The 23121-nt window shown below is 65.7% G+C and carries 21 protein-coding genes; 11 read left to right on the top strand and 10 right to left on the bottom strand.

Annotated elements, in window-relative coordinates:
• Window positions 1–186 precede the first annotated feature (186 nt).
• The 4 genes from AC0QTX_RS11905 to ugpB all read right to left on the bottom strand — a co-directional run bounded on the left by AC0QTX_RS11905 (window position 187) and on the right by ugpB (window position 4545).
• Entirely contained in the window at window positions 187–1263 is a 1077-nt protein-coding gene (locus AC0QTX_RS11905) for a sn-glycerol-3-phosphate import ATP-binding protein UgpC (RefSeq protein WP_474604041.1), read from the bottom strand.
• Between the two features lie 120 nt (window positions 1264–1383).
• Window positions 1384–2229 (bottom strand): sn-glycerol-3-phosphate ABC transporter permease UgpE, encoded by an 846-nt coding sequence (gene ugpE, locus AC0QTX_RS11900; RefSeq protein WP_474604040.1) that lies wholly within the window; start codon window positions 2227–2229, stop codon window positions 1384–1386.
• A complete protein-coding gene (gene ugpA / locus AC0QTX_RS11895) occupies window positions 2229–3110 on the bottom strand; it encodes a sn-glycerol-3-phosphate ABC transporter permease UgpA (RefSeq protein ID WP_474604039.1) in 882 nt (293 codons plus the stop codon). The genes ugpE and ugpA overlap by 1 nt, the downstream gene beginning before the upstream one ends.
• A gap of 127 nt (window positions 3111–3237) precedes the next feature.
• On the bottom strand, window positions 3238–4545 hold the full coding sequence (gene ugpB / locus AC0QTX_RS11890) for a sn-glycerol-3-phosphate ABC transporter substrate-binding protein UgpB (protein ID WP_474604038.1): 1308 nt from the start codon (window positions 4543–4545) through the stop codon (window positions 3238–3240).
• A 207-nt stretch (window positions 4546–4752) separates the two neighbouring features.
• Here ugpB and AC0QTX_RS11885 point away from each other — a divergent pair, with 207 nt between their 5' ends.
• Complete coding sequence (locus AC0QTX_RS11885) at window positions 4753–5475, top strand: hypothetical protein (RefSeq protein ID WP_474604037.1); 723 nt, start codon at window positions 4753–4755, stop codon at window positions 5473–5475.
• Window positions 5476–5619: 144 nt separating this feature from the next.
• Here AC0QTX_RS11885 and AC0QTX_RS11880 read toward each other — a convergent pair whose 3' ends face one another.
• Together AC0QTX_RS11880 and AC0QTX_RS11875 are read right to left on the bottom strand one after the other, a co-directional pair.
• Window positions 5620–6828: an NAD(P)/FAD-dependent oxidoreductase gene (locus tag AC0QTX_RS11880; protein WP_474604036.1), complete on the bottom strand. Its 1209-nt coding sequence runs from the start codon at window positions 6826–6828 to the stop codon at window positions 5620–5622.
• Window positions 6825–7253, bottom strand: a complete 429-nt coding sequence (locus AC0QTX_RS11875; protein ID WP_474604035.1) for an Lrp/AsnC family transcriptional regulator — start codon at window positions 7251–7253, stop codon at window positions 6825–6827. The genes AC0QTX_RS11880 and AC0QTX_RS11875 overlap by 4 nt, the downstream gene beginning before the upstream one ends.
• 114 nt (window positions 7254–7367) lie before the next feature.
• Here AC0QTX_RS11875 and AC0QTX_RS11870 point away from each other — a divergent pair, with 114 nt between their 5' ends.
• The 4 genes from AC0QTX_RS11870 (at window position 7368) to AC0QTX_RS11855 (ending at window position 12619) form a co-directional block, all read left to right on the top strand.
• Window positions 7368–8501 carry a saccharopine dehydrogenase family protein gene (locus tag AC0QTX_RS11870; RefSeq protein WP_474604034.1) on the top strand — a complete coding sequence of 378 codons (1134 nt, stop codon included), beginning with the start codon at window positions 7368–7370 and terminating at the stop codon, window positions 8499–8501.
• A 204-nt stretch (window positions 8502–8705) separates the two neighbouring features.
• The gene (gene amaB, locus AC0QTX_RS11865; protein ID WP_474604033.1) at window positions 8706–10256 is read left to right on the top strand and encodes an L-piperidine-6-carboxylate dehydrogenase; all 1551 of its coding nucleotides are present in this window, start codon (window positions 8706–8708) and stop codon (window positions 10254–10256) included.
• A 77-nt stretch (window positions 10257–10333) separates the two neighbouring features.
• Entirely contained in the window at window positions 10334–12013 is a 1680-nt protein-coding gene (locus AC0QTX_RS11860) for a thiamine pyrophosphate-binding protein (protein ID WP_474604032.1), read from the top strand.
• Between the two features lie 348 nt (window positions 12014–12361).
• Window positions 12362–12619 (top strand): YjhX family toxin, encoded by a 258-nt coding sequence (locus tag AC0QTX_RS11855; RefSeq protein ID WP_474604031.1) that lies wholly within the window; start codon window positions 12362–12364, stop codon window positions 12617–12619.
• A 33-nt stretch (window positions 12620–12652) separates the two neighbouring features.
• Here AC0QTX_RS11855 and tal read toward each other — a convergent pair whose 3' ends face one another.
• Together tal and AC0QTX_RS11845 are read right to left on the bottom strand one after the other, a co-directional pair.
• Window positions 12653–13624, bottom strand: coding sequence for a transaldolase (tal, locus tag AC0QTX_RS11850; RefSeq protein ID WP_474604030.1), 972 nt, complete (start codon window positions 13622–13624; stop codon window positions 12653–12655).
• 300 nt (window positions 13625–13924) lie between these two features.
• Window positions 13925–14815, bottom strand: a complete 891-nt coding sequence (locus tag AC0QTX_RS11845; protein WP_474604029.1) for a LysR family transcriptional regulator — start codon at window positions 14813–14815, stop codon at window positions 13925–13927.
• Window positions 14816–14930: 115 nt separating this feature from the next.
• Here AC0QTX_RS11845 and AC0QTX_RS11840 point away from each other — a divergent pair, with 115 nt between their 5' ends.
• Window positions 14931–16427 (top strand): CoA-acylating methylmalonate-semialdehyde dehydrogenase, encoded by a 1497-nt coding sequence (locus AC0QTX_RS11840; RefSeq protein WP_474604028.1) that lies wholly within the window; start codon window positions 14931–14933, stop codon window positions 16425–16427.
• A 96-nt stretch (window positions 16428–16523) separates the two neighbouring features.
• On the opposite strand, the gene AC0QTX_RS11835 is transcribed toward AC0QTX_RS11840, so the two are convergent.
• Window positions 16524–17327: a nucleotidyltransferase domain-containing protein gene (locus AC0QTX_RS11835; RefSeq protein ID WP_474604027.1), complete on the bottom strand. Its 804-nt coding sequence runs from the start codon at window positions 17325–17327 to the stop codon at window positions 16524–16526.
• A gap of 164 nt (window positions 17328–17491) precedes the next feature.
• Between AC0QTX_RS11835 and AC0QTX_RS11830 the strand changes: the two genes are divergently transcribed.
• The 4 genes from AC0QTX_RS11830 to mmsB all read left to right on the top strand — a co-directional run bounded on the left by AC0QTX_RS11830 (window position 17492) and on the right by mmsB (window position 20518).
• The gene (locus tag AC0QTX_RS11830; RefSeq protein WP_474604026.1) at window positions 17492–18643 is read left to right on the top strand and encodes an isobutyryl-CoA dehydrogenase; all 1152 of its coding nucleotides are present in this window, start codon (window positions 17492–17494) and stop codon (window positions 18641–18643) included.
• A gap of 179 nt (window positions 18644–18822) precedes the next feature.
• Window positions 18823–19200, top strand: coding sequence for a DUF5367 family protein (locus tag AC0QTX_RS11825; protein WP_474604025.1), 378 nt, complete (start codon window positions 18823–18825; stop codon window positions 19198–19200).
• A 29-nt stretch (window positions 19201–19229) separates the two neighbouring features.
• On the top strand, window positions 19230–19631 hold the full coding sequence (locus tag AC0QTX_RS11820; RefSeq protein WP_474604024.1) for a DUF4267 domain-containing protein: 402 nt from the start codon (window positions 19230–19232) through the stop codon (window positions 19629–19631).
• Window positions 19628–20518 (top strand): 3-hydroxyisobutyrate dehydrogenase, encoded by an 891-nt coding sequence (mmsB, locus tag AC0QTX_RS11815; protein ID WP_474604023.1) that lies wholly within the window; start codon window positions 19628–19630, stop codon window positions 20516–20518. Before AC0QTX_RS11820 ends, mmsB begins: the two co-directional genes overlap by 4 nt.
• A 123-nt stretch (window positions 20519–20641) precedes the next feature.
• On the opposite strand, the gene AC0QTX_RS11810 is transcribed toward mmsB, so the two are convergent.
• Window positions 20642–21772, bottom strand: coding sequence for an FAD-dependent oxidoreductase (locus tag AC0QTX_RS11810; protein ID WP_474604022.1), 1131 nt, complete (start codon window positions 21770–21772; stop codon window positions 20642–20644).
• Window positions 21773–21897: 125 nt separating this feature from the next.
• Here AC0QTX_RS11810 and AC0QTX_RS11805 point away from each other — a divergent pair, with 125 nt between their 5' ends.
• A complete protein-coding gene (locus tag AC0QTX_RS11805) occupies window positions 21898–23109 on the top strand; it encodes a peptide ABC transporter permease (RefSeq protein ID WP_474604021.1) in 1212 nt (403 codons plus the stop codon).
• Window positions 23110–23121 lie beyond the last annotated feature (12 nt).

Here is a 23121-nt window from a genome sequence, read left to right as displayed (position 1 = left end):
CCTCCTCAGGATGAGGGCTGTGAAAAGGAGCGCGAAGGAAGACGGGGATCCCCGGAACTGATCCCGGGATCAAGTCCGGGGACGGGATGACGTGGAGGGGTTCATGTCGGCAGGGAGCAACAAAAAGGCCCTGGAGTGATCCAAGGCCCTGAGACGCTTCGATACCGGACTTCGTGCCGGTCAGGATCACACCCGTCCCAAACGCTTCGTGGTTTGCGGGTCGAAGAGGTGGACGTTGGCCGGATCGACCGCGAGCGTGAGCTTGCGCGTGTCCGCCGGGAGCTGGCCGGTCGAGGCCTGGACGATGAATTCGGCGCCGGCCACCTTGCCGTGGAAGAGCTGGGTGGCGCCAAGTTCCTCGACGAAGTCCACGTCCATGGAGAGCGAGCTCGCACCGGTGCCGCCCGCCTGCACGTCCTCGGGCCGCAGGCCCACCTCGATGGCGGAGCCCGGGGCGAGACCCTCGCGCATGTCCGTCACGGCGATCGACTGCCCGCCGACGGAGACGCGGCCGGGGCCTTCCACGGTTCCGGGCAGGATGTTCATGGGCGGGGAGCCGATGAAGGTGGCGACGAACCGGGTCTCAGGACGGCGATACACCTCTGAGGGCGTGCCGACCTGCTCGATCTGGCCACCCGACATCACCACGAGCTTGTCGGAGAGCGTCATCGCCTCGACCTGATCGTGGGTGACGTAGATCGACGTGACGCCGAGTGCCCGCTGCAGGCGCTTGATCTCCACGCGCATCTGCACGCGCAGCTTGGCGTCGAGGTTGGAGAGCGGCTCGTCGAAGAGGAAGACCTGGGGCTTGCGCACGATGGCACGGCCCATGGCGACGCGCTGGCGCTGACCGCCCGAGAGCTGGCGCGGCTTGCGGGCGAGGAACGACTCGATGGCGAGAATGCGGGCGGCTTCATTCACGCGCTTCTCGATCTCGTCCTTGGGCGTGCCGCGGTTCTTCAGGCCATAGGCCATGTTGTCGTAGACGCTCATATGCGGATAGAGCGCGTAGTTCTGGAACACCATGGCGATGTCGCGGTCGGCGGGCTCGACCTGGTTCACGACCCGGTCGCCGATCTTCACCTCGCCACCGGAGATCGTCTCGAGGCCGGCGATCATGCGCAGCAGCGTGGACTTGCCGCAACCCGACGGGCCGACCAGCACGCAGAAGGACCCATCCTCGATGCCGAGCGACACGCCCTTCACGGCCTCCACATTGCCCGCGTAGATCTTCCTGACAGTATCCAGCGTCACCCCTGCCATCGTACTCTTCCTTTTAACCGTGGCCCGGTCGGCTCAAAGCGTCGGGCAAAATTCGTTGAAGCTTTTCGAGAAGGAGCCCTCACGGCTTCTCGCCGCAAGGGCCATGCGCCGGTCGGCGCGTCACTTCTCCGTTTCCACGAGACCCTTCACGAAGAGCCTCTGCATGAAGATCACCACGAACACCGGGGGCAGCATAGCGAGCACCGCGGTGGTCATGGCGACGTTCCATTCAGTCAAGGCATCCGTGGTGGTGATCATCATCTTGATGCCGATGACGATGGTCTGCATCGAGCTCTTGGTCGTGATCAGCAGCGGCCAGAGGTACTGGTTCCAGCCGTAGATGAACTGGATCACGAACAGCGCCGCGATCGTCGTGATGGAGAGCGGGAGCAGCGTGTCCTTGAAGAAGCGGAACGCGCCCGCGCCGTCGATCTTGGAGGCCTCGAGCAGCTCGTCCGGGATGGTCATGAAGAACTGCCGGAAGAGCAGCGTGCCGGTGGCCGACGCGACGAGCGGCATGACGAGGCCCGTATAGGTGTCGAGCAGCCCGAGATCCGCGACGATCTTGTAGGTCGGATAGATGCGCACTTCGACCGGGAGCATCAGGGTGATGAAGATGATCCAGAAGGCGGTCTTGCGGAACGGGAACTTGAAATACACCACCGCGAACGCCGAGAGGATCGAAATCAGGATCTTTCCGATCGCGATCCCGAGCGCCATGATCATCGAGTTGAACATCATGCCGCCCACGGGCTGGCGGGCATGCATGCCGCCGTAGAACAGCGTCCGGGCGTAGTTTTCGTCCGCCTGGTCGCCAGGCACCAGCGGCATGTTGCCGTTGATGATGGTGGCGGCGTCGAAGGTCGAGGCCATGATCGCCAGGTAGACCGGGAAGGCCACGATGACGACGCCGAGGGCGAGCGTCAGGTAGGCTATGAATTGTGCGAAGGGACGATTCTCGACCATCAGTACTGCACCTTGCGCTCGACATAACGGAACTGGACGGCGGTGAGAGCGATCACGATGATCATCAGGATCACCGACTGGGCGGCCGAGCCGCCGAGATCGCCGCCGAGACGGCCGTCCGCGTAGACCTTGTAGACGAGGGTCGTGGTCTGCCCGGCTGGGCCGCCGCCCGTCACGGCATCGATGATGCCGAAGGTGTCGAAGAACACGTAGACGATGTTGACCACGAGCAGGAAGAACGTGGTCGGCGACAGGAGCGGGAAGATGACCGTCCAGAAGCGGCGCAGGGGACCGGCGCCGTCGATGGCGGCCGCCTCGATCACGCTCTTCGGAATCGACTGGAGCCCGGCCAGGAAGAACAGGAAGTTGTAGCTGATCTGCTTCCAGGTGGCCGAGAGCACCAGGAGCGTCATGGCATGGGTGCCGTTGAGCATGGGATTCCAGTTGATGCCCAGGGCATTGATCGGGCGCGACAGGGTGCCGAGCGTCGGGTGGAACATGAAGAGCCACAGCACGCCCGCGATGGCGGGAGCCACCGCGTAAGGCCAGATCAGAAGGGTCTTGAAGGCGTGCCCGCCGCGGATGTTCTTGTCGGCCTGGCTGGCCAGCAGCAGCGCGCAGGCGAGCGAGAAGAAGGCGACGAGCGACGAGAAGATCGCAGTCGTGACCATGGCCCGGTAATATTCGGGCTGCTCGAACAGCGACACGTAATTCTCGAAGCCGACGAATTCGGACGCGAGGCCGAAGGCGTCTTCCCGCAGGAACGACTGCCAGATGGCCTGGGAGGCCGGCCAGTAGAAGAAGACGAGGGTGATGGCCATCTGCGGAAGGATCAGCAGAAGCGGCAGCGTCCAACCTGAAATGTGAGCTCGTTTTTCCATCGCTATTACGGCTGCTCGAGGATGGGGCAGATGACGGCGGCAACCGGTCTGCGAGGATGATCTATAAGATCATCCCGGGGAGCTTCTCGAGCTCCCCGGGATGGGTTTCTGCCAGTCTCCGATCAGCTTAGCGTACGGTACGCTCGAACTGGCGCAGGATCTGGTTGGAGCGGGTCACGGCCGCGTCGAGAGCGTCCTTCGCGGGCTTCTGGCCGGCGAGAGCCGACTCGATCTCCTCCGAGATCACGTCGCGGATCTGGACCATGTTGCCGAAGCGCAGACCGCGGGAATTTTCGGTCGGCTCCTTGTTGGTCAGCTCCATCAGCGGAGTCTGGAGGACCGGGTTCTTCTCGTAGAAGCCCGATGCCTTGGTCTTCTCGTAGGCTGCCTTGGTAATCGGGAGATAGCCCGATTCCTGGTGCAGACGAGCCTGGCGGTCCGTGTCGGACAGGAAGGCGAAGAACTTCGCCACGCCCTTGTACTCCTCAGCCTTCTTGCCGCCCATGACCCACAGCGAAGCGCCGCCGATGATGGAGTTCTGCGGAGCGCCCTGGACGTCCGGGTAGTACGGCATCGGCACGGACGTGAAGTCGAACTTCGCGTTGGCCTTCACGTTGCCGTAGAAGCCGGAGGAGGTGAGGAAGATCGCGCATTCGCCGGAGGTGAAGCGGCCCTCAGACTTCGAGTCGCGGCCCGAATAGTCGTAGGTCTTGTCCTTCTGCAGGTCGATGAGGTTCTGCAGGTGCTTCACGTGCGTCGGAGAGTTGAACTTCATCTCCGTGTCGAAGCCGTCGAGACCGTTGGCCTTGGTGGCCATCGGCACGTTGTGCCAGGCCGAGAACTGCTCGATGTGAGCCCAGGAAGCCCAGGCGTTCGAGAAGCCGCAGGTGTCATGACCGGCAGCCTTCAGCTTCTTGGCGGCATCGAACACCTGAGGCCAGGTCTTCGGGATCTCGGCGACGCCGGCCTTCTTCAGCTCGTCCCGGTTGATCCACATGACCATGGAGGAGGAGTTGAACGGGAAGGAGAGCATCTCGCCCTTCGCCGTGGAGTAGTAGCCGGTGATGGCCGGGAGGTAGGCCTGCGGATCGAACGTCTCGCCCGCTTCCTTCATCATCTCGTGCACCGGCTTGATGGCGCCGCGGGCGCCCATCATGGTCGCCGTGCCGACTTCGAACACCTGGATGATGTGGGGGGCGCCGCCCGCACGGAACGCGGCGATGCCGGCGTTCAGGGTATCGGCGTACTGGCCCTTGTAGGTCGGGACGACCTTGTATTCGGTCTGGGACTTGTTGAACTCGTCAGCCAGGCGGTTCACGACGTCGTTGTTGGCGCCCGTCATGGCGTGCCACCACTGAAGCTCCGTCTGGGCGAAGGCGGAGGTGCTCGTCGCAAGGCCCAGGGCCAGAGCGCCGAGGAGGGACTTCTTCATCATTCTCATCTCTCCCATATCATCCCGTCCGGGACGTTCTTGTCGTTCATCATCCCTGCGTTAAGCCCGGATGACGGTTCTATGACGAAACCATGACAATCATAGCCGGCTTCAAAATGGAAGCCCTTTCATACAAAAGGCTTAATGGCGGATCTCGGGAACAGGCCGAAGCGCCTCTTCGTTGAGGAAGTAACCCAACGGAAGAGTCCCATGCCCCAGATGATCACAGCCCTGTTCAGGGACCCCGCCCAAGCCCGCCAGGCTCTCCAGTCCCTGCTCGAGATGGGGATAGCCCAGAACAGGATCGTCGCCGTCGGCAACCAGGACGCCCGCGAGGTCTCCTCGATCTCGGGCTTTCGCACCCTCTCCGCCCGCGACGACGCCATGGAGGCCCTCCACGACCTGAACCTGCCGGAATCCGACAAGCGGATCTTCGAGCAGGGCCTGCACAGGGGCCATACCCTGATCGCCGCCCAGGTCGACCGGGACAATGCCGAGAGGGCGGTGCAGGCGTTAGAGATGTTCGACCCGGTCGACCTCGACGGCAGCAGCCGGGAATGGCTCTCCTCGAACGGTTCCGATCAGGCGGGCGCCGATGTGGGCGCGCCGCTCGGCGCCGGGATCACCGGCGGCGCCAGTGGCGGCATGACCACCACGAGCGCCCTGCCCGGCATGGGGCTCATGGCGGAAGGCGCGGACGATCTGGGCACCACGGACCTGAGGACGGACGAGTTCGCCCAGACCAACCAGGGGTCGGGCACGACGGTGGGCACCGGCGCCCGCCGCAGCGACGAGCGCGCAGACCGGGAAGGCGTCAACGAGTTGGCTGTGGACACCCAGCCCGCGCCGGATCAGCCGGGCCTGATGCAGCGCCACATGAACCGCGGCGGCCGGATCTGGGCCTATCGCACGTCCGGCGAAGGCGGCTTTTAAGGCTTTCTAACAAAACACCCCTCATCCTGAGGAGCAGCCGTGAGGCTGCGTCTCGAAGGAGGTTCCAGAGAGCACTGGAGACGCCTCGTCCTTCGAGACGCTACGCTCCTCAGGATGAGGCTTATGATGTGCTTGTCAGGCGCTCTAAATCACATTCCGCTCGAGCAGCGGCCGGTTGGCGAGCACGCGCTCGTAGCCGAGCTCCGACAGATCGAGGGTGCGGTAGCCGCCGTGAACGATCAGCTCGGCGAGCCCGCGCCCGACGGCCGGGGCCTGCTGCAGGCCGTGGCCCGAGAAGCCGTTGCAGAGATAGAAATTCCCCAGCTCACCCGCCTGGCCGATGATGGCGTTGTGGTCGAGCAGGCACATGTCGTAGGGGCCGGACCAGGCCCGGCCCGGCCTGATCGCCTCGAAGGCCGGCACGCGATGGGCGAGCGACGGCCAGATGAACTCCTCGAAGAACGCGTGATCGATCTCCTGGCTTGCAGGATCCTCGTCTAACCAATCGGGATCCATCTCGGCCTCCGGCGAGGCGCCGCAGATGAAGTGCCCCTCGCCTTCCGGCCGCACATAGGCGCCCGATGTGTCGATGAGCAGCGGGCAGTTCTCCACCGGCTCCTTGCAGGCGAAGGTGAAGACGTAGCGGCGCTTGGCCCGGACCGGAATGTCGAGGCCCGCCATGGCGGCGATCGCCCGCCCGCCGGAGCCCGCGCAATTGACGAGCGTGCCGCAGGCAATCCGCGTCCCGTCCCGGAAGTGCACCGCCGTGACGGCGGTGCCGTCGCGCTCGATCCCGGCCACTTCGCCCTTCACATATTCCGCCCCGAGCGAACGGGCCTTCTTGCGGAAAGCCTGGAGCAGGCCCCAGCCGTCGAACCAGCCCTCGCCCGAGCGGCCCCAGGTGCCGGCCGAGAGATCCTCGACGTTGAGCCAGGGGAAGCGGGTCTTCAGCTCGTTGGGCTGCAGGAAAAGGATGTCCGCGCCCTCTGCGGCCTGCAGCGCCTGGTTCTCGCGCAGAACCTGCTCGCCCGCGTCCGATGCGCAATAGAGATAACCGGCCTCCCTCAGACCGATCTCCGGCCGGTCGCCATCGACGGCCAGATGGTCGCCGATGCCGCGCAGGAACCGGATGCCGTACAGCGAGATGCGGATGTTCACCGCGCTGGAATATTGCTGCCGGATCGAGGCGGCCGAGAGCGCCGAGGCCGAGAGCTGGTAGGTGGGGTCCTTCTCGACGACGATGACGCGCCCCTTGAAGCCGGAATCGGCGAGCAGGTGATAGGCCGCGGAGGAGCCCATGACGGCGCCGCCGACGATCACCACATCGGCTGAGAGGGAGGTGGCTAGGGTCATCGTTCGAACTTCGTTGAGAGAATGATGGAGGATTGGGTGCGCTCGACTCCCTCGACTGCGCCGATCCTGTCGATGGCGGCGTCGAGGGAGGGAACGTCCTGAGCCTCTACCACCGCCAGGAGATCGAAGACACCCGCGACCGAATGAAGCGCGCGCAACTCAGGCATGCGCTGAAGCGCCGACACGACCCCGCCGGACGCCTTGGGCGCGACCACGATGGTCACATGCGCCCGCACCATGCGGCTGGTGACCTCCTCGGCGAGGCGCAAGGTGTAGCCGGTGATCACGCCGCGTCGTTCCAGGCTCTCGACCCGAGCCTGCACCGTCGTGCGGGAGAGCTTGAGACGACGGGCGGCCTCCGCATGGCCGATGCGGGCATTCTCCCTCAGGAGAGCAATCAAGGCGCGGTCGGTAGCATCAAGCATCACTATGACCAGTCAAGTCGTCACTCTGCCGAAACCTACTTGGCTTTCCGTCAGCTTGTCTATGGCGCTCTGCAGCGTTCTGCCTTTTTCTGCTCCCATCACAGGGAGGTTTGAATGCACTCGATTCTCGTCATCGGCGCCGGAAAGATCGGCTCCACCATTGTCGACATGCTCCATGACACCGGCGCCTACCGCGTCACCGTCGCGGATTCTTCGCCTGAGGCGCTGGAGGCGGTTGCCAAGGATGGCGTGGAGACGATCCAGCTCGACTTCAGTGACGCGGTCGCCCTGCAGAATGCTCTCAAAGGGCATTATGCGGTTCTGAGCGCAGCGCCCTACCACCTGACGAGCCACGTGGCCAAGGCAGCGCGCCTTGCGGACGTCAACTATTTCGACCTGACCGAGGACGTGGCCACCACCCGGATGGTGAAGGAGCTGGCCGAGGGCGCCGCGACCGCCTTCATTCCCCAGTGCGGCCTCGCCCCCGGCTTCATCTCCATCGTGGCCCATGACATCGCAAGCCGCTTCGACAAGCTCGACACGGTGCGCCTGCGCGTGGGCGCCCTGCCGCAATATCCGTCGAACGCCCTGTCCTACAACCTCACCTGGAGCACGGACGGGGTCATCAACGAATACATCGAGCGCTGCGAAGCCGTGGTCGACGGCAAGCTGCGCGAGGTTCCGGCCATGGAGGAGCTCGAGGAGTTCTCCCTCGACGGCACCCGCTACGAGGCCTTCAACACCTCCGGCGGCCTGGGCACCCTGTGCGAGACCCTGGACGGCAAGGTGCGCAACCTGAACTACAAGACGATCCGCTATCCCGGCCACTGCGCGCTGATGCGCGTGCTCCTCAACGACCTTGGCTTACGCAACCGCCGCGAGGTCCTGAAGGACATCCTGGAGAACGCGGTGCCGGCCACCATGCAGGACATGGTCATCGTGTTCGTGACCGTCACCGGCGAGCGCGGCGGCCGCTACGTGCAGGAGACCTACGCCCGCAGCATCTACGGCCAGAAGGTCGCCGGAACCCAGCGCACCGCCATCCAGGTGACGACTGCTGCCGGCATCTGCGCCATGCTCGACCTGCTCGTCGAGGGCAAGCTGCCGAAGCAGGGCTTCGTCCGTCAGGAGGAGATCGGCCTCGACGCCTTCCTGGCCAACCGTTTCGGCCGCGTTTATGCGGGCGAGCGCCTGGACGAGAGCCACGAGCCGGCGGTGAAGAACATCCGTCTCGACGCGGTGGCGTGACGATAAGGACTGGCTCCCGCCGCTTTTCGCGCGAGCCGCCCAGGTTCTTGACCAAACCGCATGACCCTATTCGGGAAAAGCAGTTCCCTGCTTGTCCCGAAATGCTTTAAGACGGTGGCCTGACAGCCGCCGTCGTTTCGTTCCAAGACCAAGCGATGGCCAGGGCCTTATGCTGAGCCCGAGCCCGCATCGAGGGAGATTACCATGACAGCGAGCCTGAAACCCGTATCCTCCGCGCCTGCCTCCGTTGCAGACGAGGCCCGCGCCATTCTCGCGCGGCTCGGCGTGCCGGACAGCGCCTTCGCGGCCGGCGGCCGCCCGGCCCGCTCCCCGATCACCGGCGAGGTGATCGCCCATGTGCGCGAAACCACGCCGGACGAGGCCAAGGCCGCCATCGGCCGGGCGGACGCCGCCTTCAAGGCCTGGCGCCGGATCCCGGCGCCCCGGCGCGGCGAGTTCATCCGCCTGCTCGGCGAGGAGCTGCGCGCTTCGAAGGACGACCTCGGCCGCCTCGTGACCCTGGAAGCCGGCAAGATCGTCTCCGAGGGCCTCGGCGAGGTGCAGGAGATGATCGATATCTGCGACTTCGCCGTCGGCCTCTCGCGCCAGCTCTACGGCCTGACCATCGCGACCGAGCGCGCCGACCACCGCATGATGGAGACCTGGCATCCGCTCGGCGTCTGCGGCGTGATCTCAGCCTTCAACTTCCCCGTGGCCGTGTGGTCCTGGAACGCGGCGCTCGCGCTGGTGTGCGGCGACAGCGTGGTATGGAAGCCGTCCGAGAAGACCCTGCTCACGGCGCTCGCCACGCAGGCCATTGTGGAGCGCGCGGCCAAGCGCTTCGGCGGCGTGCCGGAGGGCCTGTGCGAGGTGCTGCTGGGCGGCCGCGAGGTCGGCGAGATCCTCGTGGAAGACCACCGCGTGCCGATCCTCTCCGCCACCGGCTCCACGGCCATGGGCCGCCAGGTCGGCCCGAAGCTCGCCGAGCGCTTCGCCCGCGCGATCCTGGAGCTCGGCGGCAACAACGCCGCCATCGTGGCTCCTTCCGCCGATCTCGATCTGGCGCTGCGCGGCATCGCATTCGCCGCCATGGGCACGGCGGGACAGCGCTGCACGACCCTGCGCCGCCTCTTCGTGCATGAGAGCGTCTACGACCAGCTCGTGCCGCGCCTCGCCAAGGTCTATGGCAGCGTGAAGATCGGCGATCCGCGCGAGCCCGGCACGCTGGTCGGCCCGCTGATCGACCAGGCCGCTTTCGACGGCATGGAGCGCGCGCTGGATGAAGCCCGCGCGGCCGGCGGCACGGTGCATGGCGGCGGACGCTACACGGATGTGGCGGGCGAGGGAATCTATGCCCGTCCCGCCCTCGTGGAGATGCCGAGCCAGACCGGCCCGGTGACCCGCGAGACCTTCGCGCCGATCCTCTACGTGATGCGCTATTCGAGCTTCGACGAGGTCATCGAACTGCACAATGCGGTCGGCGCCGGCCTCTCCTCCTCGATCTTCACGCTCAACATGCGCGAGGCCGAGGCCTTCATCTCGGCGACGGGCTCCGATTGCGGCATCGCCAACGTGAATATCGGCCCCTCGGGCGCCGAGATCGGCGGAGCCTTCGGCGGCGAGAAGGAGACGGGCGGCGGCCGCGAGTCCGGCTCGGATTCCTGGAAGGCGTACATGCGCCGCGCCACCAACACTGTCAATTACGGCAACACGCTTCCGCTCGCCCAGGGCGTGAAGTTCGACGTGGACGCCTGATCGTTCTCGAACCATACGGCGGAGGGCAGAGATGCCCTCCGTTTTGGCTATCTACCCTCTTACACTGTGAGCCTTCCATGACAGCGCCCTCCCGCACCGGTGGCCAGATTCTTGTCGATCAACTGACCTTGCACGGAGTCGATCACATCTTCTGCGTTCCGGGCGAGAGCTACCTCGCGGCTCTCGACGCGCTGCATGATGCCAACATCACGATCACGGTCTGCCGCCAGGAAGGCGGCGCGGCCATGATGGCGGAGGCCTACGGCAAGCTCACGGGCCGCCCGGGCATCTGCTTCGTGACGCGGGGCCCCGGCGCCACCAATGCCTCGCCCGGCATCCATATCGCCAAGCAGGATTCGACGCCGATGATCCTGTTCGTCGGCCAGATCGAGCGCGGCATGCGCGAGCGCGAGGCGTTCCAGGAGCTCGACTACCGCGCCGCCTTCGGGCCGCTCGCTAAATGGGCCACGGAAGTGGATGATCCGGCGCGCTTCCCCGAGATCGTCTCCCGCGCCTTCCACGTCGCAACCTCGGGCCGTCCCGGCCCCGTGGTGATCGCGCTGCCGGAAGACGTGCTCACCGAGATGGCCGCGGTCGCCGACGCGCCGCGCTATCAGGTGATCGAGACCCATCCAGGCCCGGCCCAGATGGCGGAGCTGCAGAAGCTTCTGCACGGCGCGAAGAACCCGATCGCGCTGCTCGGCGGCAGCCGCTGGTCGGAAGCGGCGGTGCAGCGCATCAAACGTTTTGCCGAGCGCTTCGAGCTGCCGGTCGCCTGCACGTTCCGCCGCCAGATGCTGTTTCCCGCCGACCACGCCTCCTACATCGGCGATCTCGGGCTCGGGGTGAACCCGAAGCTTTTAGCGCGCATCAAGGACGCCGACCTCGTCCTGCTCGTCGGCGGGCGACTCTCTGAGATCCCAAGCCAGGCCTATACGCTCCTCGACATTCCGGCCCCGAAGCAGACCCTGGTTCACATTCATCCCGATTCGAGCGAGCTCGGCCGGGTCTACGCGCCACATCTTGCCATCAACGCCTCACCCGTTGCCTTCACGGCGGCCTTGGAGGGCGTGCATCCGCCGGCTTCGCTGCCCTGGAGCGAGGGCACGAAGGCGGCGCATGAGAGCTACCTGGCCTGGAGCGATCCTGGCGAGATCCGTCATCCCGGTGCCCTGCAGATGGGCCAGGTGATGCGGCACCTGCGCGAGGTGATGCCCACCGACACGATCTTCTGCAACGGGGCCGGCAACTTCGCCACCTGGGTGCATCGCTTCTGGCCGTTCCGGGAGTACGGCACGCAGCTCGCGCCCACCTCCGGCTCCATGGGCTACGGGGTTCCGGCAGCCGTGGGCGCCAAGCGCCTGCGGCCCGATAGCCCGGTGGTGGTGTTCGCCGGCGACGGCGACTTCCTCATGAACGGGCAGGAATTCGCCACCGCCGTGCAATACGACCTTCCGATCCTGGTGGTCCTGCTCGACAACGGCATGTACGGCACGATCCGCATGCACCAGGAGCGCGAATATCCCGGCCGCGTCTCGGCCACCATGCTGCAGAACCCGGACTTCGCGGCTTACGCCCGCGCCTTCGGCGGCTACGGCGAGCGCGTTGAGATGACGGAGGACTTCGCCCCCGCCCTCCAGCGGGCGCTCACCTCCAGCAAGCCTGCCATCCTGCACTGCATCCTCGATCCGGAAGCGATCACGCCCAGCATGTCGCTCTCGGCCATCCGCGAGAAGGCGCTGGCCAGCGGGAAATAGTTTTCCACTGTCATTCCGGGGCGGCCAAGGGCCGAGCCCGGAATCCATACACACAACGCTTCAAAAAGAGTTATCAGCGTCGCGCTTCATTCTACAACGTTAGCGGTTATGGATTCTGGGCTCCGCTGCGCGGCCCCGGAATGACAGTGGTGAGCAACCTGCGCAGCATTGACGACCCTGTACGGCGGCGCTTATAACGCCGCCGTTTCCTTTTGGAGCTTTTATGCGCGGAGAGACCGAGACCCGGTAAGGCCCGCTGGCAGTACAGCGGGCAGCGGCTGACGATTCAGCCGAACGCGCACGTGCGCGCACTCTCCGACACCATCATCAAAGCTTCAGGTTATTCCCGTGAACGTTTCACGCAATGGGCAGCGCGTGCTCCACGTGCTCGCGCAGGGCGGGGTCATCCGTCATTACAAGGACGACACCGGCCGCATCTCCGACATCGAATGTCTCACCCGCGAGGGGTGGCTCCTGTCACTCTGCACCCTCGATCTGTCCAAGGCGCTGCGCCAGAAAGGGCTCATCGCCTCCACAAACGGCGGGCCCTACCGCATCACGCGGCAGGGCTTGCAGGCGGTGAGAAGCCGGCCCGACAACCGTTGAGCCGGCTCTGATATGCTAAAGCGGGAGGCGGTGTCAGGCCGCCTCCTTCTCCTCCAACCGCTGCGCCACGAGGCTGCGCAGCGACCGCAAATCCTTCACGAACGAACGGATGCCTTCCGAGAGCTTTTCGGATGCCATCGCATCCTCGTTCATGGCGAAGCGGAAGCTCTTCTCGTCCGTGCGCGGCAGCGGCGCGATCTTTTCGACACCCTCCGGTGACAGCTTGCGCGGCAACTCGCCCTGCGCGTTTGCCAGCTCGTCGAGAAGCGCGGGAGAGATGGTGAGGCGGTCGCAGCCCGCGAGCGCTTCGATCTCGCCGATGTTGCGGAAGGAGGCGCCCATCACCACGGTCCTGATGCCCTGCGCCTTGTACGACGCATAGATCTTGCGCACGGACAGCACGCCGGGATCCGTCTCGCCGGTATAGGGTCCGCCGCCCGCCTTCACGTGCCAGTCGAGGATGCGGCCGACGAAGGGCGAGATGAGAAACACGCCCGCTTCCGCGCAGGCCTGGGCCTGCACTTGGCTGAAGAGAAGCGTGAGATTGCAGTCGATGCCTTCCTTTTGGAGCACTTCCGCGGCGCGGATGCCCTCCCAGGTGGCGGCGATCTTGATGAGAATCTGCTCGCGCCCGATGCCGCGCTCCTCGTAGGCCTTGATGATGGCCCGTGCCTTGGCGACCGTCGCCTCCGTGTCGAAGGAGAGGTCCGCATCCACCTCCGTCGAGACGCGGCCCGGCACGATGCCGGCGAGTTCCGCCCCGAAAGCGACGGCGAGACGGTCGCAGATGGCAGCCACCACGCCCTCGCGGGAGCCGCCCTGGGAACGGCCCCAGGCGAGGGCCTCGTCGACGATGTGGCCATAGGCCGGGGTCTCGACCGCCTTCAGGAGCAGGGTCGGGTTGGTGGTGCAGTCCTGGGGCTTCAGGCGGCGCACCGCATCAAGGTCGCCGGTATCGGCAACGACGACCGTCATGGCGCGCAATTGGTCGAGCTTGGAGGGCATCGGGATCTCCGTGGGGTTCGTTTCGGTTTGACTTAGTGGGTTGAGGAGACTTCGTGAAGCCCTGGAGAGCGCAATACCCCTTTCCCTCCCCCTTGCGGGGAGGGTGGGCGCGGTAGCGCTCGGGTGGGGGTGGTGTGGCCGGGTGAGCGGCAGCCGGGTGAAGCGCGGGTCTCCCTCTCCCGGGTGGGAGAGGGAAGGCATTGTAGCGGCCCTCAAGCGCGCTGAATGAAGCAAGCACTCCAACACTACGACCCTCACCCTCGATCCCTCCCCGCAAGGGGGAGGGAGGCGGTTGGGGCCTCAGACAAACAGCCCTCGATTGGCCCTCACGCGGCTCAGGATGAAGGAATAGACCTCCTCGACTCGACGCAGGTTCCGGACATCCGCATGGGTCACGAGCCAGTAGGTGCGAAGATACGAGACCTCCGGCAGAACGACTTCGAGCTCCGGGAAGGACCGCACGGCGTAGTCGTGCAGGATGCCGATGCCGATTCCCGCCCGCACGGCCTCGGCCTGCGCCACCACGCTGGCGCACTCGAACCGGCGGGAGGTGAATTTCTCGATGGCCGAAAAATAGTCGAGCACCGGGCTGTAGAGCAGGTCGGCCACGTAGGTCACGAGGGTTTTGCCCGAGAGGTCTGCAAGCTCCGCAATCGGCCCGTGACGGGCGAGATAATCTTTCGAGGCATAGAGTCGAAGCCGGTAATCGGTGAGCTTGCGCGAGACGAGGCGCCCCTCGGTCGGCTGCTCCAGGGTGACGGCGATGTCGGCCTCGCGCTTGGAGAGCGAGAAGGTGCGCGGCAGCGCAACGAGCTGGAGGGTCAACCCCGGGTGCCGCTCGGCCAGCGCCCCCAGCTCGGGGGCAAGAAAATAGGTGCCGATCCCGTCCGGCGCGCCGATGCGCACGGTGCCGGAGAGCGCAAGGTCCGCGCCGCCGAGTTCGCTTGCCACCGCCAGCGCCTGGGTCTCCATGGTCTCGGCGTGCTTCAGCAACCGCTCGCCCTGTTCGGTCAGGGTGTATCCTTGCGGGCTGCGCTCGAAGAGCTTGGCCTTGAGCGACGATTCGAGGGCCGAGATGCGGCGGGACACGGTGGTGTGGTCCGCCTCCAGCTGGCGGGCAGCCGCCGTCAGCCGGCCGGCGCGGGCAACGGCCAGGAAGAAGCGGAGATCGTCCCAATCGAATGCGCTCATACAATCCCGAATATTGGCGTTTTCGCACAATGGTGCCTCGGTTTCACCCATAGTCGTGCGATTTCAACAATGATAGAAGAGGGGCACGAAAAACACCCATCAGGAGAGAAACGCCATGCGCGAGGTCGGACATTTCGTCGGCGGCAAGCAGGTTGCCGGCAAATCGGGACGCACCACCGAATTCTTCCAGCCCATGACCGGCGAGGTTCTGGGCCGTGTCGCGCTGGCCTCCAAGGACGAGCTGCGTCAGGCCGTGGAGAACGCCAAGGCCGCCCAGCCCGCCTGGGCCGCCACCAACCCGCAGCGCCGCGCCCGCGTGATGATGAAGTTCCTCGAGCTCATCGCCAAGGAGATGGATCCGCTGGCCGAGATGCTCGCTCGCGAGCACGGCAAGACCATCGTGGACGCCAAGGGCGACATCCAGCGCGGCGTCGAAGTGGCGGAGTTCTGCACCGGCATCCCGCATCTCCTGAAGGGCGAGTTCACGGAAGGCGCCGGCCCCGGCATCGACATGTATTCGATCCGCCAGCCGCTCGGCGTGGTCGCCGGCATCACGCCGTTCAACTTCCCGGCCATGATCCCCCTGTGGAAGCTCTCGCCGGCGATCGCCTGCGGCAACGCCTTCATCCTCAAGCCCTCCGAGCGCGATCCGGGCGTGCCCATGCGCCTCGCCGAACTCATGATGGAGGCGGGCCTGCCGGCCGGCATCCTCAATGTGGTCAACGGCGACAAGGAAGTGGTGGACGCGATTCTTGATGATCCGGACATCAAGGCCGTGGGCTTCGTCGGCTCCTCGCCGATCGCGCAATACGTCTATTCCCGCGCCACCGCCAACGGCAAGCGCGCCCAGTGCTTCGGCGGCGCCAAGAACCACATGATCATCATGCCCGACGCCGATCTCGATCAGGCGGCGGACGCGCTCATCGGCGCCGGCTACGGCTCGGCGGGCGAGCGCTGCATGGCGATCTCGGTGGCCGTCCCCGTCGGCCGCGCCACCGCCGACGCGCTCATGGACAAGCTGATCCCGCGCGTCGAGACCCTCAAGGTCGGTCCTTCCACCGACCCGTCCGCCGATTTCGGCCCGATGATCACGAAGGCGCACATGGAGAAGGTGCGCTCCTACGTGGATATCGGCGTGCAGGAAGGCGCCAAGCTCGTGGTCGACGGCCGCGACTTCAAGATGCAGGGCTATGAGAACGGCTTCTACATGGGCGGCTGCCTCTTCGACGAGGTCACCACCGACATGCGCATCTACAAGGAGGAGATCTTCGGGCCCGTGCTCTCCGTGGTCCGCGCCAAGGATTACGAGGATGCCCTGCGCCTCCCCTCCGACCACGAATACGGCAACGGCGTCGCGATCTACACCCGCGACGGTGACGCCGCCCGCGACTTCGCCTCCCGGGTGAACGTAGGCATGGTGGGCATCAACGTGCCGATCCCGGTGCCGCTCGCCTACTACACCTTCGGCGGCTGGAAGGCCTCCGGCTTCGGCGACCTCAACCAGCACGGCCCGGACGCGGTGCGCTTCTACACCAAGACCAAGACCGTCACCACGCGCTGGCCGTCCGGCATCAAGGAAGGCGCGGAATTCTCCATTCCGACGATGAAGTGAGGACGGCTTGAAGGCCGCTTCGCAATAAGCATTGCCGCCGCTCTTGCCTCAAGAGCGGCGGTTTTCGCTTGTGCCTGAGCTTGGTGGAGCCAAGCGCTACCAACTCACATCGAACTCCTCACCGAATCTGCGCCGGAGATGCCGAAGAGTCGCTTTCTCGAAGGTATTTGGCCAAGGAATGTCGAGCTTTGCCGCCATAACGCGGGCCCGCGGCATGAACGCGCGCGCCGTTTCGAAGTGAGCTTCGATGATCGACCTGCGCTCGGGCTTGGGGAATGGCAGGTCTGTGAGAACCCTCATCTGATCGGGTGAAATCAGTCGGCTCAGATGGAGCATGCCGCCCGGATCGGGGATGGTCGCCTCCTCCACCATAAGGCTCGCCAGATGATCACGGAGCATGCCTGCCCCGACGGTGCCCAGGAAGTACTCGCCCCGACCGATGCCGACGCTGAGAAGACCCATCATGCGAATGAACTCGCTGATGAGGAACGTCACCTTGGCCACATTGGGTCCGCCATAAGCGAGGTGCGGCGGCAGAGTGTCGTATAGGCCGCCCCGGTCGATGAGAACCCAGGTCCTGTCCTTCGTCTGGCCACGAAGCCCCGCTTCAGCCGGAATGGCGAGGTCGCACCGGGTCCAATCCTCCGTGATCGCATTGATGAGGGTGCCGCCGATCGGTCTCTGGTTCCAGAACACCACAGGGGTGATGCCTTCCAGGGTGGCGCGCCAGACCGCTGGAAATTCAACTCTTCCAGCTTCCTCGACGATCGCCAGAAGATCGATGTCGCTGAAGGCGTCCGCCGTTCCCTTGCCGAAGCTGCCCACCAGAAACAGCCCCCGCAACTGCGCCTGATCCGCAAGGGCGGCCGTGATGGCGCGAATGAGTTCATCCTGCGGCATGAGCTCCTCCTGAATCGACCTGCGCGAGGACGTTACAAAGTTCAGATAGGGTTGTTGGCGGTGCCGCCAAGGCTGCCGTCAGGCGTGAGCATCCACTTCTTCGAAAGATGCTCTAGATCCAAAGTCGGGGTGCACAACTGCCTCTGCCGTGACGATTTAGGACCATGACCCAGTTCTCCCTCACAGACGATCAAATCGCCGTCCGCGACATGGCGCTTGCTTTTGCTGCGGACAATCTTGCGCCCCATGCCCTCGAATGGGACGAGAAGAAGCACTTCCCCGTGGACGTCATGCGGGAGGCGGCCGCCCTCGGGATGGCAGCGATCTACACCCGCGACGACGTGGGCGGATCGGGCATGACTCGGCTCGATGCGGCGCTGATCTTCGAGGCGCTCGCCACCGGCTGCCCGGCCGTTTCGGCGTACCTTTCGATCCACAACATGGCCGCCTGGATGATCGACCGCTACGGCTCGGATGAGCAGCGCCAACGCTACATCCCGCGTTTGGCCACCATGGAGCTGATCGCGAGCTACTGCCTGACCGAGCCGGGCTCCGGCTCGGATGCCGCGGCGCTCAAGACCAAGGCGGTGCGCGACGGCGACCATTACATCGTCAACGGCGTGAAGCAGTTCATCTCGGGCGCAGGCACCTCGGACATCTACGTGACCATGGTGCGCACGGGCGAGGACGGCGCTTCCGGCATCTCGACGCTGGTGATCGAGAAGGACATGCCCGGCGTGTCCTTCGGCGCGCAGGAAAAGAAGATGGGCTGGAACGCGCAGCCCACCGCCGCGGTGATCTTCGAGGACGTGCGCGTGCCTGTGGCCAACCGGCTCTCGGACGAGGGGATGGGGTTCAAGATCGCCATGTCGGGTCTCGACGGCGGGCGCATCAATATCGGCGCCTGCTCCCTCGGCGGCGCGCAATCCGCCCTCGACAAGGCGCTGGCCTATACGGGCGAGCGCAAGGCCTTCGGCAAGCGCATCGCGGATTTCCAGGCGCTACAGTTCAAGCTCGCCGACATGGCCACCGAACTGGAAGCGGCACGGACCTTCCTCTGGCGCGCGGCCTCGGCGCTGGACGCCAAGGCGCTCGATGCCACCAAGCTCTGCGCCATGGCCAAGCGCATGGCCACCGACGTGGGCTTCCAGGTGGCCAACGATGCCCTGCAGCTCCATGGCGGCTATGGCTATCTCGCCGATTACGGCGTGGAGAAGATCGTGCGCGACCTGCGGGTGCACCAGATCCTGGAGGGCACCAACGAGATCATGCGCCTGATCGTGGCGCGCGATCTGGTGGGGCGCGGCAATCGATGACTGTGAAAGACCGCCCACTCATTAGAGCGCACCATGACTCTCCTCCCCCTTGTGGGGAGGAGTTGGAGGTGGGGGTGCCGGCGTCACACTGGTCCAGTTCAGCGCTCACACCCCCACCCTTGATCCCTCCCCACAAGGGGGAGGGAAATAGCGCTTCCTCAGGATGAGGTCGGAGCCTTATGAGCATCCCGCTTAAATCGCTCGGCCTAGGCCTCGGCATCGCTGCAGCGATCTTCGCGCTGTTTCACTTCGCAGGCCCTTGGTTCTTCCTTGATGGTCGCAGGCCCTTCCAGCTCAACTTCGCGGCAGGAGCCGCACTCGGCCTCGTTCTGGGATTGATGGTCCATCTCGTTCTGCGAGTTTCCAGAAAAGCCGCGATACAGGCCATGGCCCTGACCGCGGTTCCCGGCATGCTGATCATGGCTGCCGTGGGCTCGCATTTCGCGGTGTTCTTCCCGCGCCTCGACCCGGCTCTCGACAAAGTGTTCGGATCGCTGATGCTGTGGTTCTACGGCTTCTCGCTGGCAGGAGCCCTGTGGGTGGCGCGACGCGCATGACAAGGCGGAGCGAAAGGTCGGGACTGCCTTTGCATGAGCCCAGCACCTGGCTCGTGCTCGCCCTGTCGGGCGTCTTCGTGCTCCTCGGACTTTTGTTCGTCTTCGCGCCGCGCGCTGGCGCCGCCCTGTTCGGAATCGCTGCTCCCGACGGCTCAGGCCTGTCCTATGTCTCGGCCATCGGCCTGCGCGACCTTGCGTTCGGCGCCTATCTCGCCGCCCTGTCGCGCCTGTCGACCCGGCGCGCCGTGGGCACCGTGTTGGGACTGACGGTTCTCATTCCGGCGGGCGACGTCGTCCTGGTTTCTCTGGAGCGCGGCTTCGAGAGCCCGATGCATCTTCTGCTGCACGCCGGCAGCGGCCTCGTCATGGCGGCAGGCTCGCTCTGGCTGCTCGCTCAATCATCACACGACAACAAGGGAGGATTCTCATGACCAGCATCGCCTTTATCGGCCTCGGCAACATGGGCGGCCCCATGGCGGCCAATCTCGTCAAGGCGGGGCACAAAGTCACCGGCTTCGACCTGTCGCCTGCCTCCTGCGATCAGGCGAAGACCGACGGCGTGAGCGTTGCCGGCTCTACGGTCGATGCCGTGCGGGAGGCGGAGATCTTGGTCACCATGCTGCCCGCGGGCAGGCACGTGGTCTCGGTCTGGGCCGATATTCTGCCGTCCGTGAAGGAGGGCACGCTCCTCATCGACTGCTCGACCATCGACGTGGAGAGTGCCCGCAAGGTGCATGCGATGGCCGGCGAACAGAACCGCAATCTCACGAGCCTCGATGCCCCGGTCTCCGGCGGCGTGGGCGGCGCGAAGGGCGCGACGCTCACCTTCATGGCGGGCGGCGCCAAGCAAGCCTTCGACCGGGCCGAGCCGATCCTGTCCAAGATGGGCAAGAAGGTGGTTCATTGCGGTGAGCCCGGCGCCGGCCAAGCGGCGAAGATCTGCAACAACATGATCCTCGGCATCTCGATGATCGGCGTGGCGGAGGCCTTCGTCCTGGCGGAAAAGCTCGGGCTCTCGCATCAGGCACTGTTCGACGTCGCCTCCACCTCGTCGGGCCAGTGCTGGTCGCTCACCACCTATTGCCCCGTTCCCGGTCCGGTGCCGACCTCGCCGGCGAACAACGATTACAAGCCGGGCTTCGCGGCAGCCCTGATGCTGAAGGACCTCAAGCTCGCCCAGGAGGCGGCGCTCGCATCCGGCGCGTCCACGCCGCTCGGCGCTGAGGCCGCGCAGCTCTATGCGCTCTTCGCCAATGCGGGCCATGACGGCGACGATTTCTCCGGCATCATCAACTTCATCCGTGGGCAGAAGAAGTGATTGGCATCATCGCCCGTCATGGCTGGGCCTAACCTGGCCATCCCGATTGGAAGAGTGCTGCGCTTTTCATGATCGGGATCACCGGCACAAGGCCGGTGATGACGAAGGAGAGCAGCGATCTGCTCACCCGAACCGGCGCATGAAGCGCCGGTCGATAAGATCCTTCAGCCGCCAGGCGAGGCGGCCCTCAAAGGCAAGAAGCCGGCCGCGTCCGCCGATGGCGCGGCCGTCGCCCGTTGCGATCAGCAGCAGGTGATCGCGCTGCGGGACGTAATGTTCGAGGGCTTCGCCCCGGACGGCGCGTCTCAGATTGCGGGCCAGCACCGCCCCCTGCCGCACGGCGAAGACGCCGGCCTTGGGGCGAGGATGCGCGACCATCGTGGCGCAATCGCCAGCCGCGAAAGCGGTTTCATCGTTCAGGATCTGGAGCGTGGGACCGATGGCGAGAAAGCCACTCTCGTCCTTGGCCCAGTCCGTCGCGGCAAGCACCGGCGGCGGCGCGGCATGGGTCGAGACCAGAACCGCATCAGCCGGCACGAACTTGCCGCTCGCGAGCGTCACGCCATCCTGATCAATGCGCAAAGCCGAATCCTCGGCATGGACGGTGATTCCGTGCCGCTTGAGCGCCCGCGCGACGCGCCTGCGCATCCCTGCATTGAACCCCGGCGCCTCGGATGCGCCGATCAGCGAGACCTCGATGGGATCGCTCACCTGCGATGCGAAGAAGGCAGAGGCCGCAAAGGCAAGGCAGATCCCGGCGGCCCCTCCGCCGACGATGGCGAAACGGCGGGGTCCGTCCGACGCAAGGGCGCTGTCCACGAGCCGGTCCCATTTCTCCAGCAGGCTGCCGATGGGTTTGACCGCAAGCGCATGCTCGTCCGCCCCGGCGATCCCCGACAGGTCCGGCGTGATGCCGATATCGATGGAGAGGATATCGTAGGCCAATTCCCCGCCGCCTTTCAGCTGCACGCGCCGGGCAGCCCTGTCGAATCCGACAGCCTGGTCCAGAATCAGTCCCACGCCGCAGGCGCGGGCGAGGCGCTCTAGGTCGATGTGGATCTCGTCCCTCTTGTAGGTTCCGGCCAGGTGTCCCGGCAGCATGCCCGAATAGGGCGTCAGGCGGTCCTTGCTGACCAGGGTGATCGTCGCCCCAGGCGCGGGATCGCGGGCAAAGGCTTCCAGCGCCAGAACGTGAGCGTGCCCTCCGCCGACCAGGAGGAGGTGCTTGCGGGCGGGAATGGCGCTCGATGCCATGGAGGTCGTGCTCTCCCGGAGAGGGCGCAAAGGAACGGGATGTGTTGCACGACACCTACAGCATTTGGCGACTTCGTCCATTAGGCTCCCGGTCCCTGAACGTCCAAGGTCGATTGCCTGCCCGCATGGTCCGCCCCGTTTCCCAGACGGCCAACCCTTCCGCCGATGCCGCCGCCGTGCTGCGGCGCCTCGGCTTCGCGACCCTGTTCTTCGCCGTGCCCCTGGCGGCCCTGTTCACGCGGCGGGCCCTCGTGGTGATGGCGCCGCTCGCGGTCATCCTCCTCGTTCTCGCCTCGGTGCTGGACGGGAGCGCAAGACAGGCCCGGGAGAAGATGCTGGCGCTCGCCACCTCCACGGGCGGGATTGCCGGACTGGTCCTGCTGTTCTGGGCCGGGCTGTCCCTGGTCTGGACGCCCTTCCTGCCCGAGGCGTCAGAACGGCTGTTCAACATCGTGGGCATGATTCTCATGGGCCTCGGCGGCTATCTGGCCGTTCCGGAGCGGATGCGCGCGGCCAACCTCTATCTCCTGCCCGTCGGCGTGGGCCTGGCGGCGGTGATCAGCATTCCCCTGGCGCTCCAGGGCAGCAGCCGCTTCGACCCCGAAGGCCTGAGCCTCGAGCGCGGCATGCTCATGCTCGCCCTGCTGGTCTGGCCGGCGCTCGCCTGGCTCCATTCCCGCGGCAGGAATCTGGAAGCCGTCGCGCTGGCTCTTGCGGTCGCGGTTGCGGCCCTCCTCACGCGGGAGGGGCTGCCCCTCTACGGTCTCGCCGCCGGCGCCATCGTGTTCGTCCTGACAGCCGCAAGCCCCAACATCGGGCCGCGCCTGACCGGGCTGGTCATGGCGGGCCTCCTGCTGCTCGCCCCGCTCCTGCCCTTTCTCCTGAAGCCCCTCGCGGCGGGCCTGCTCGGCGCGAGGGCCCCGGTCACGGTGAGCCTCGACGTCTGGCGCCAGATCGTCCTCAACGAGCCGCTGCGGCTGCTGACAGGGCATGGAATGGAAACCGCCCTGCGCGGACGGCTCTTCGGCCTGGTTCCCCGGAATGCCCCCTCCACCCTGCTGTTCGAGATCTGGTACGAGCTCGGCCTCGTGGGGGCCGTCGCCGGGAGCCTGCTGATCTACCGCGCCGTGGTCGGGATCCGGAGCCATCGCGCCACCGTTGCGCCCGGCATCATGGCGGCTTTCACCTGTGCTTATGCCCTGGGCTGCCTCGGGATCGGCACCACGCAGGTCTGGTGGTTCACCGCGCTTGTGGTCCTGGTGCTGATCTTCGTCGCCATCGAGCGCGGGCAGTTCCGCACCACCCGCCCCAAGGCCGTCCTGCGCCGGAAGTTCTAAAGCCGAGCCCCG

Source organism: Microvirga sp. jy35 (genome assembly GCF_056148915.1).
Note: the sequence above shows the minus strand (reverse complement) of the source record. Positions and strands in the feature narration are given on the sequence as shown.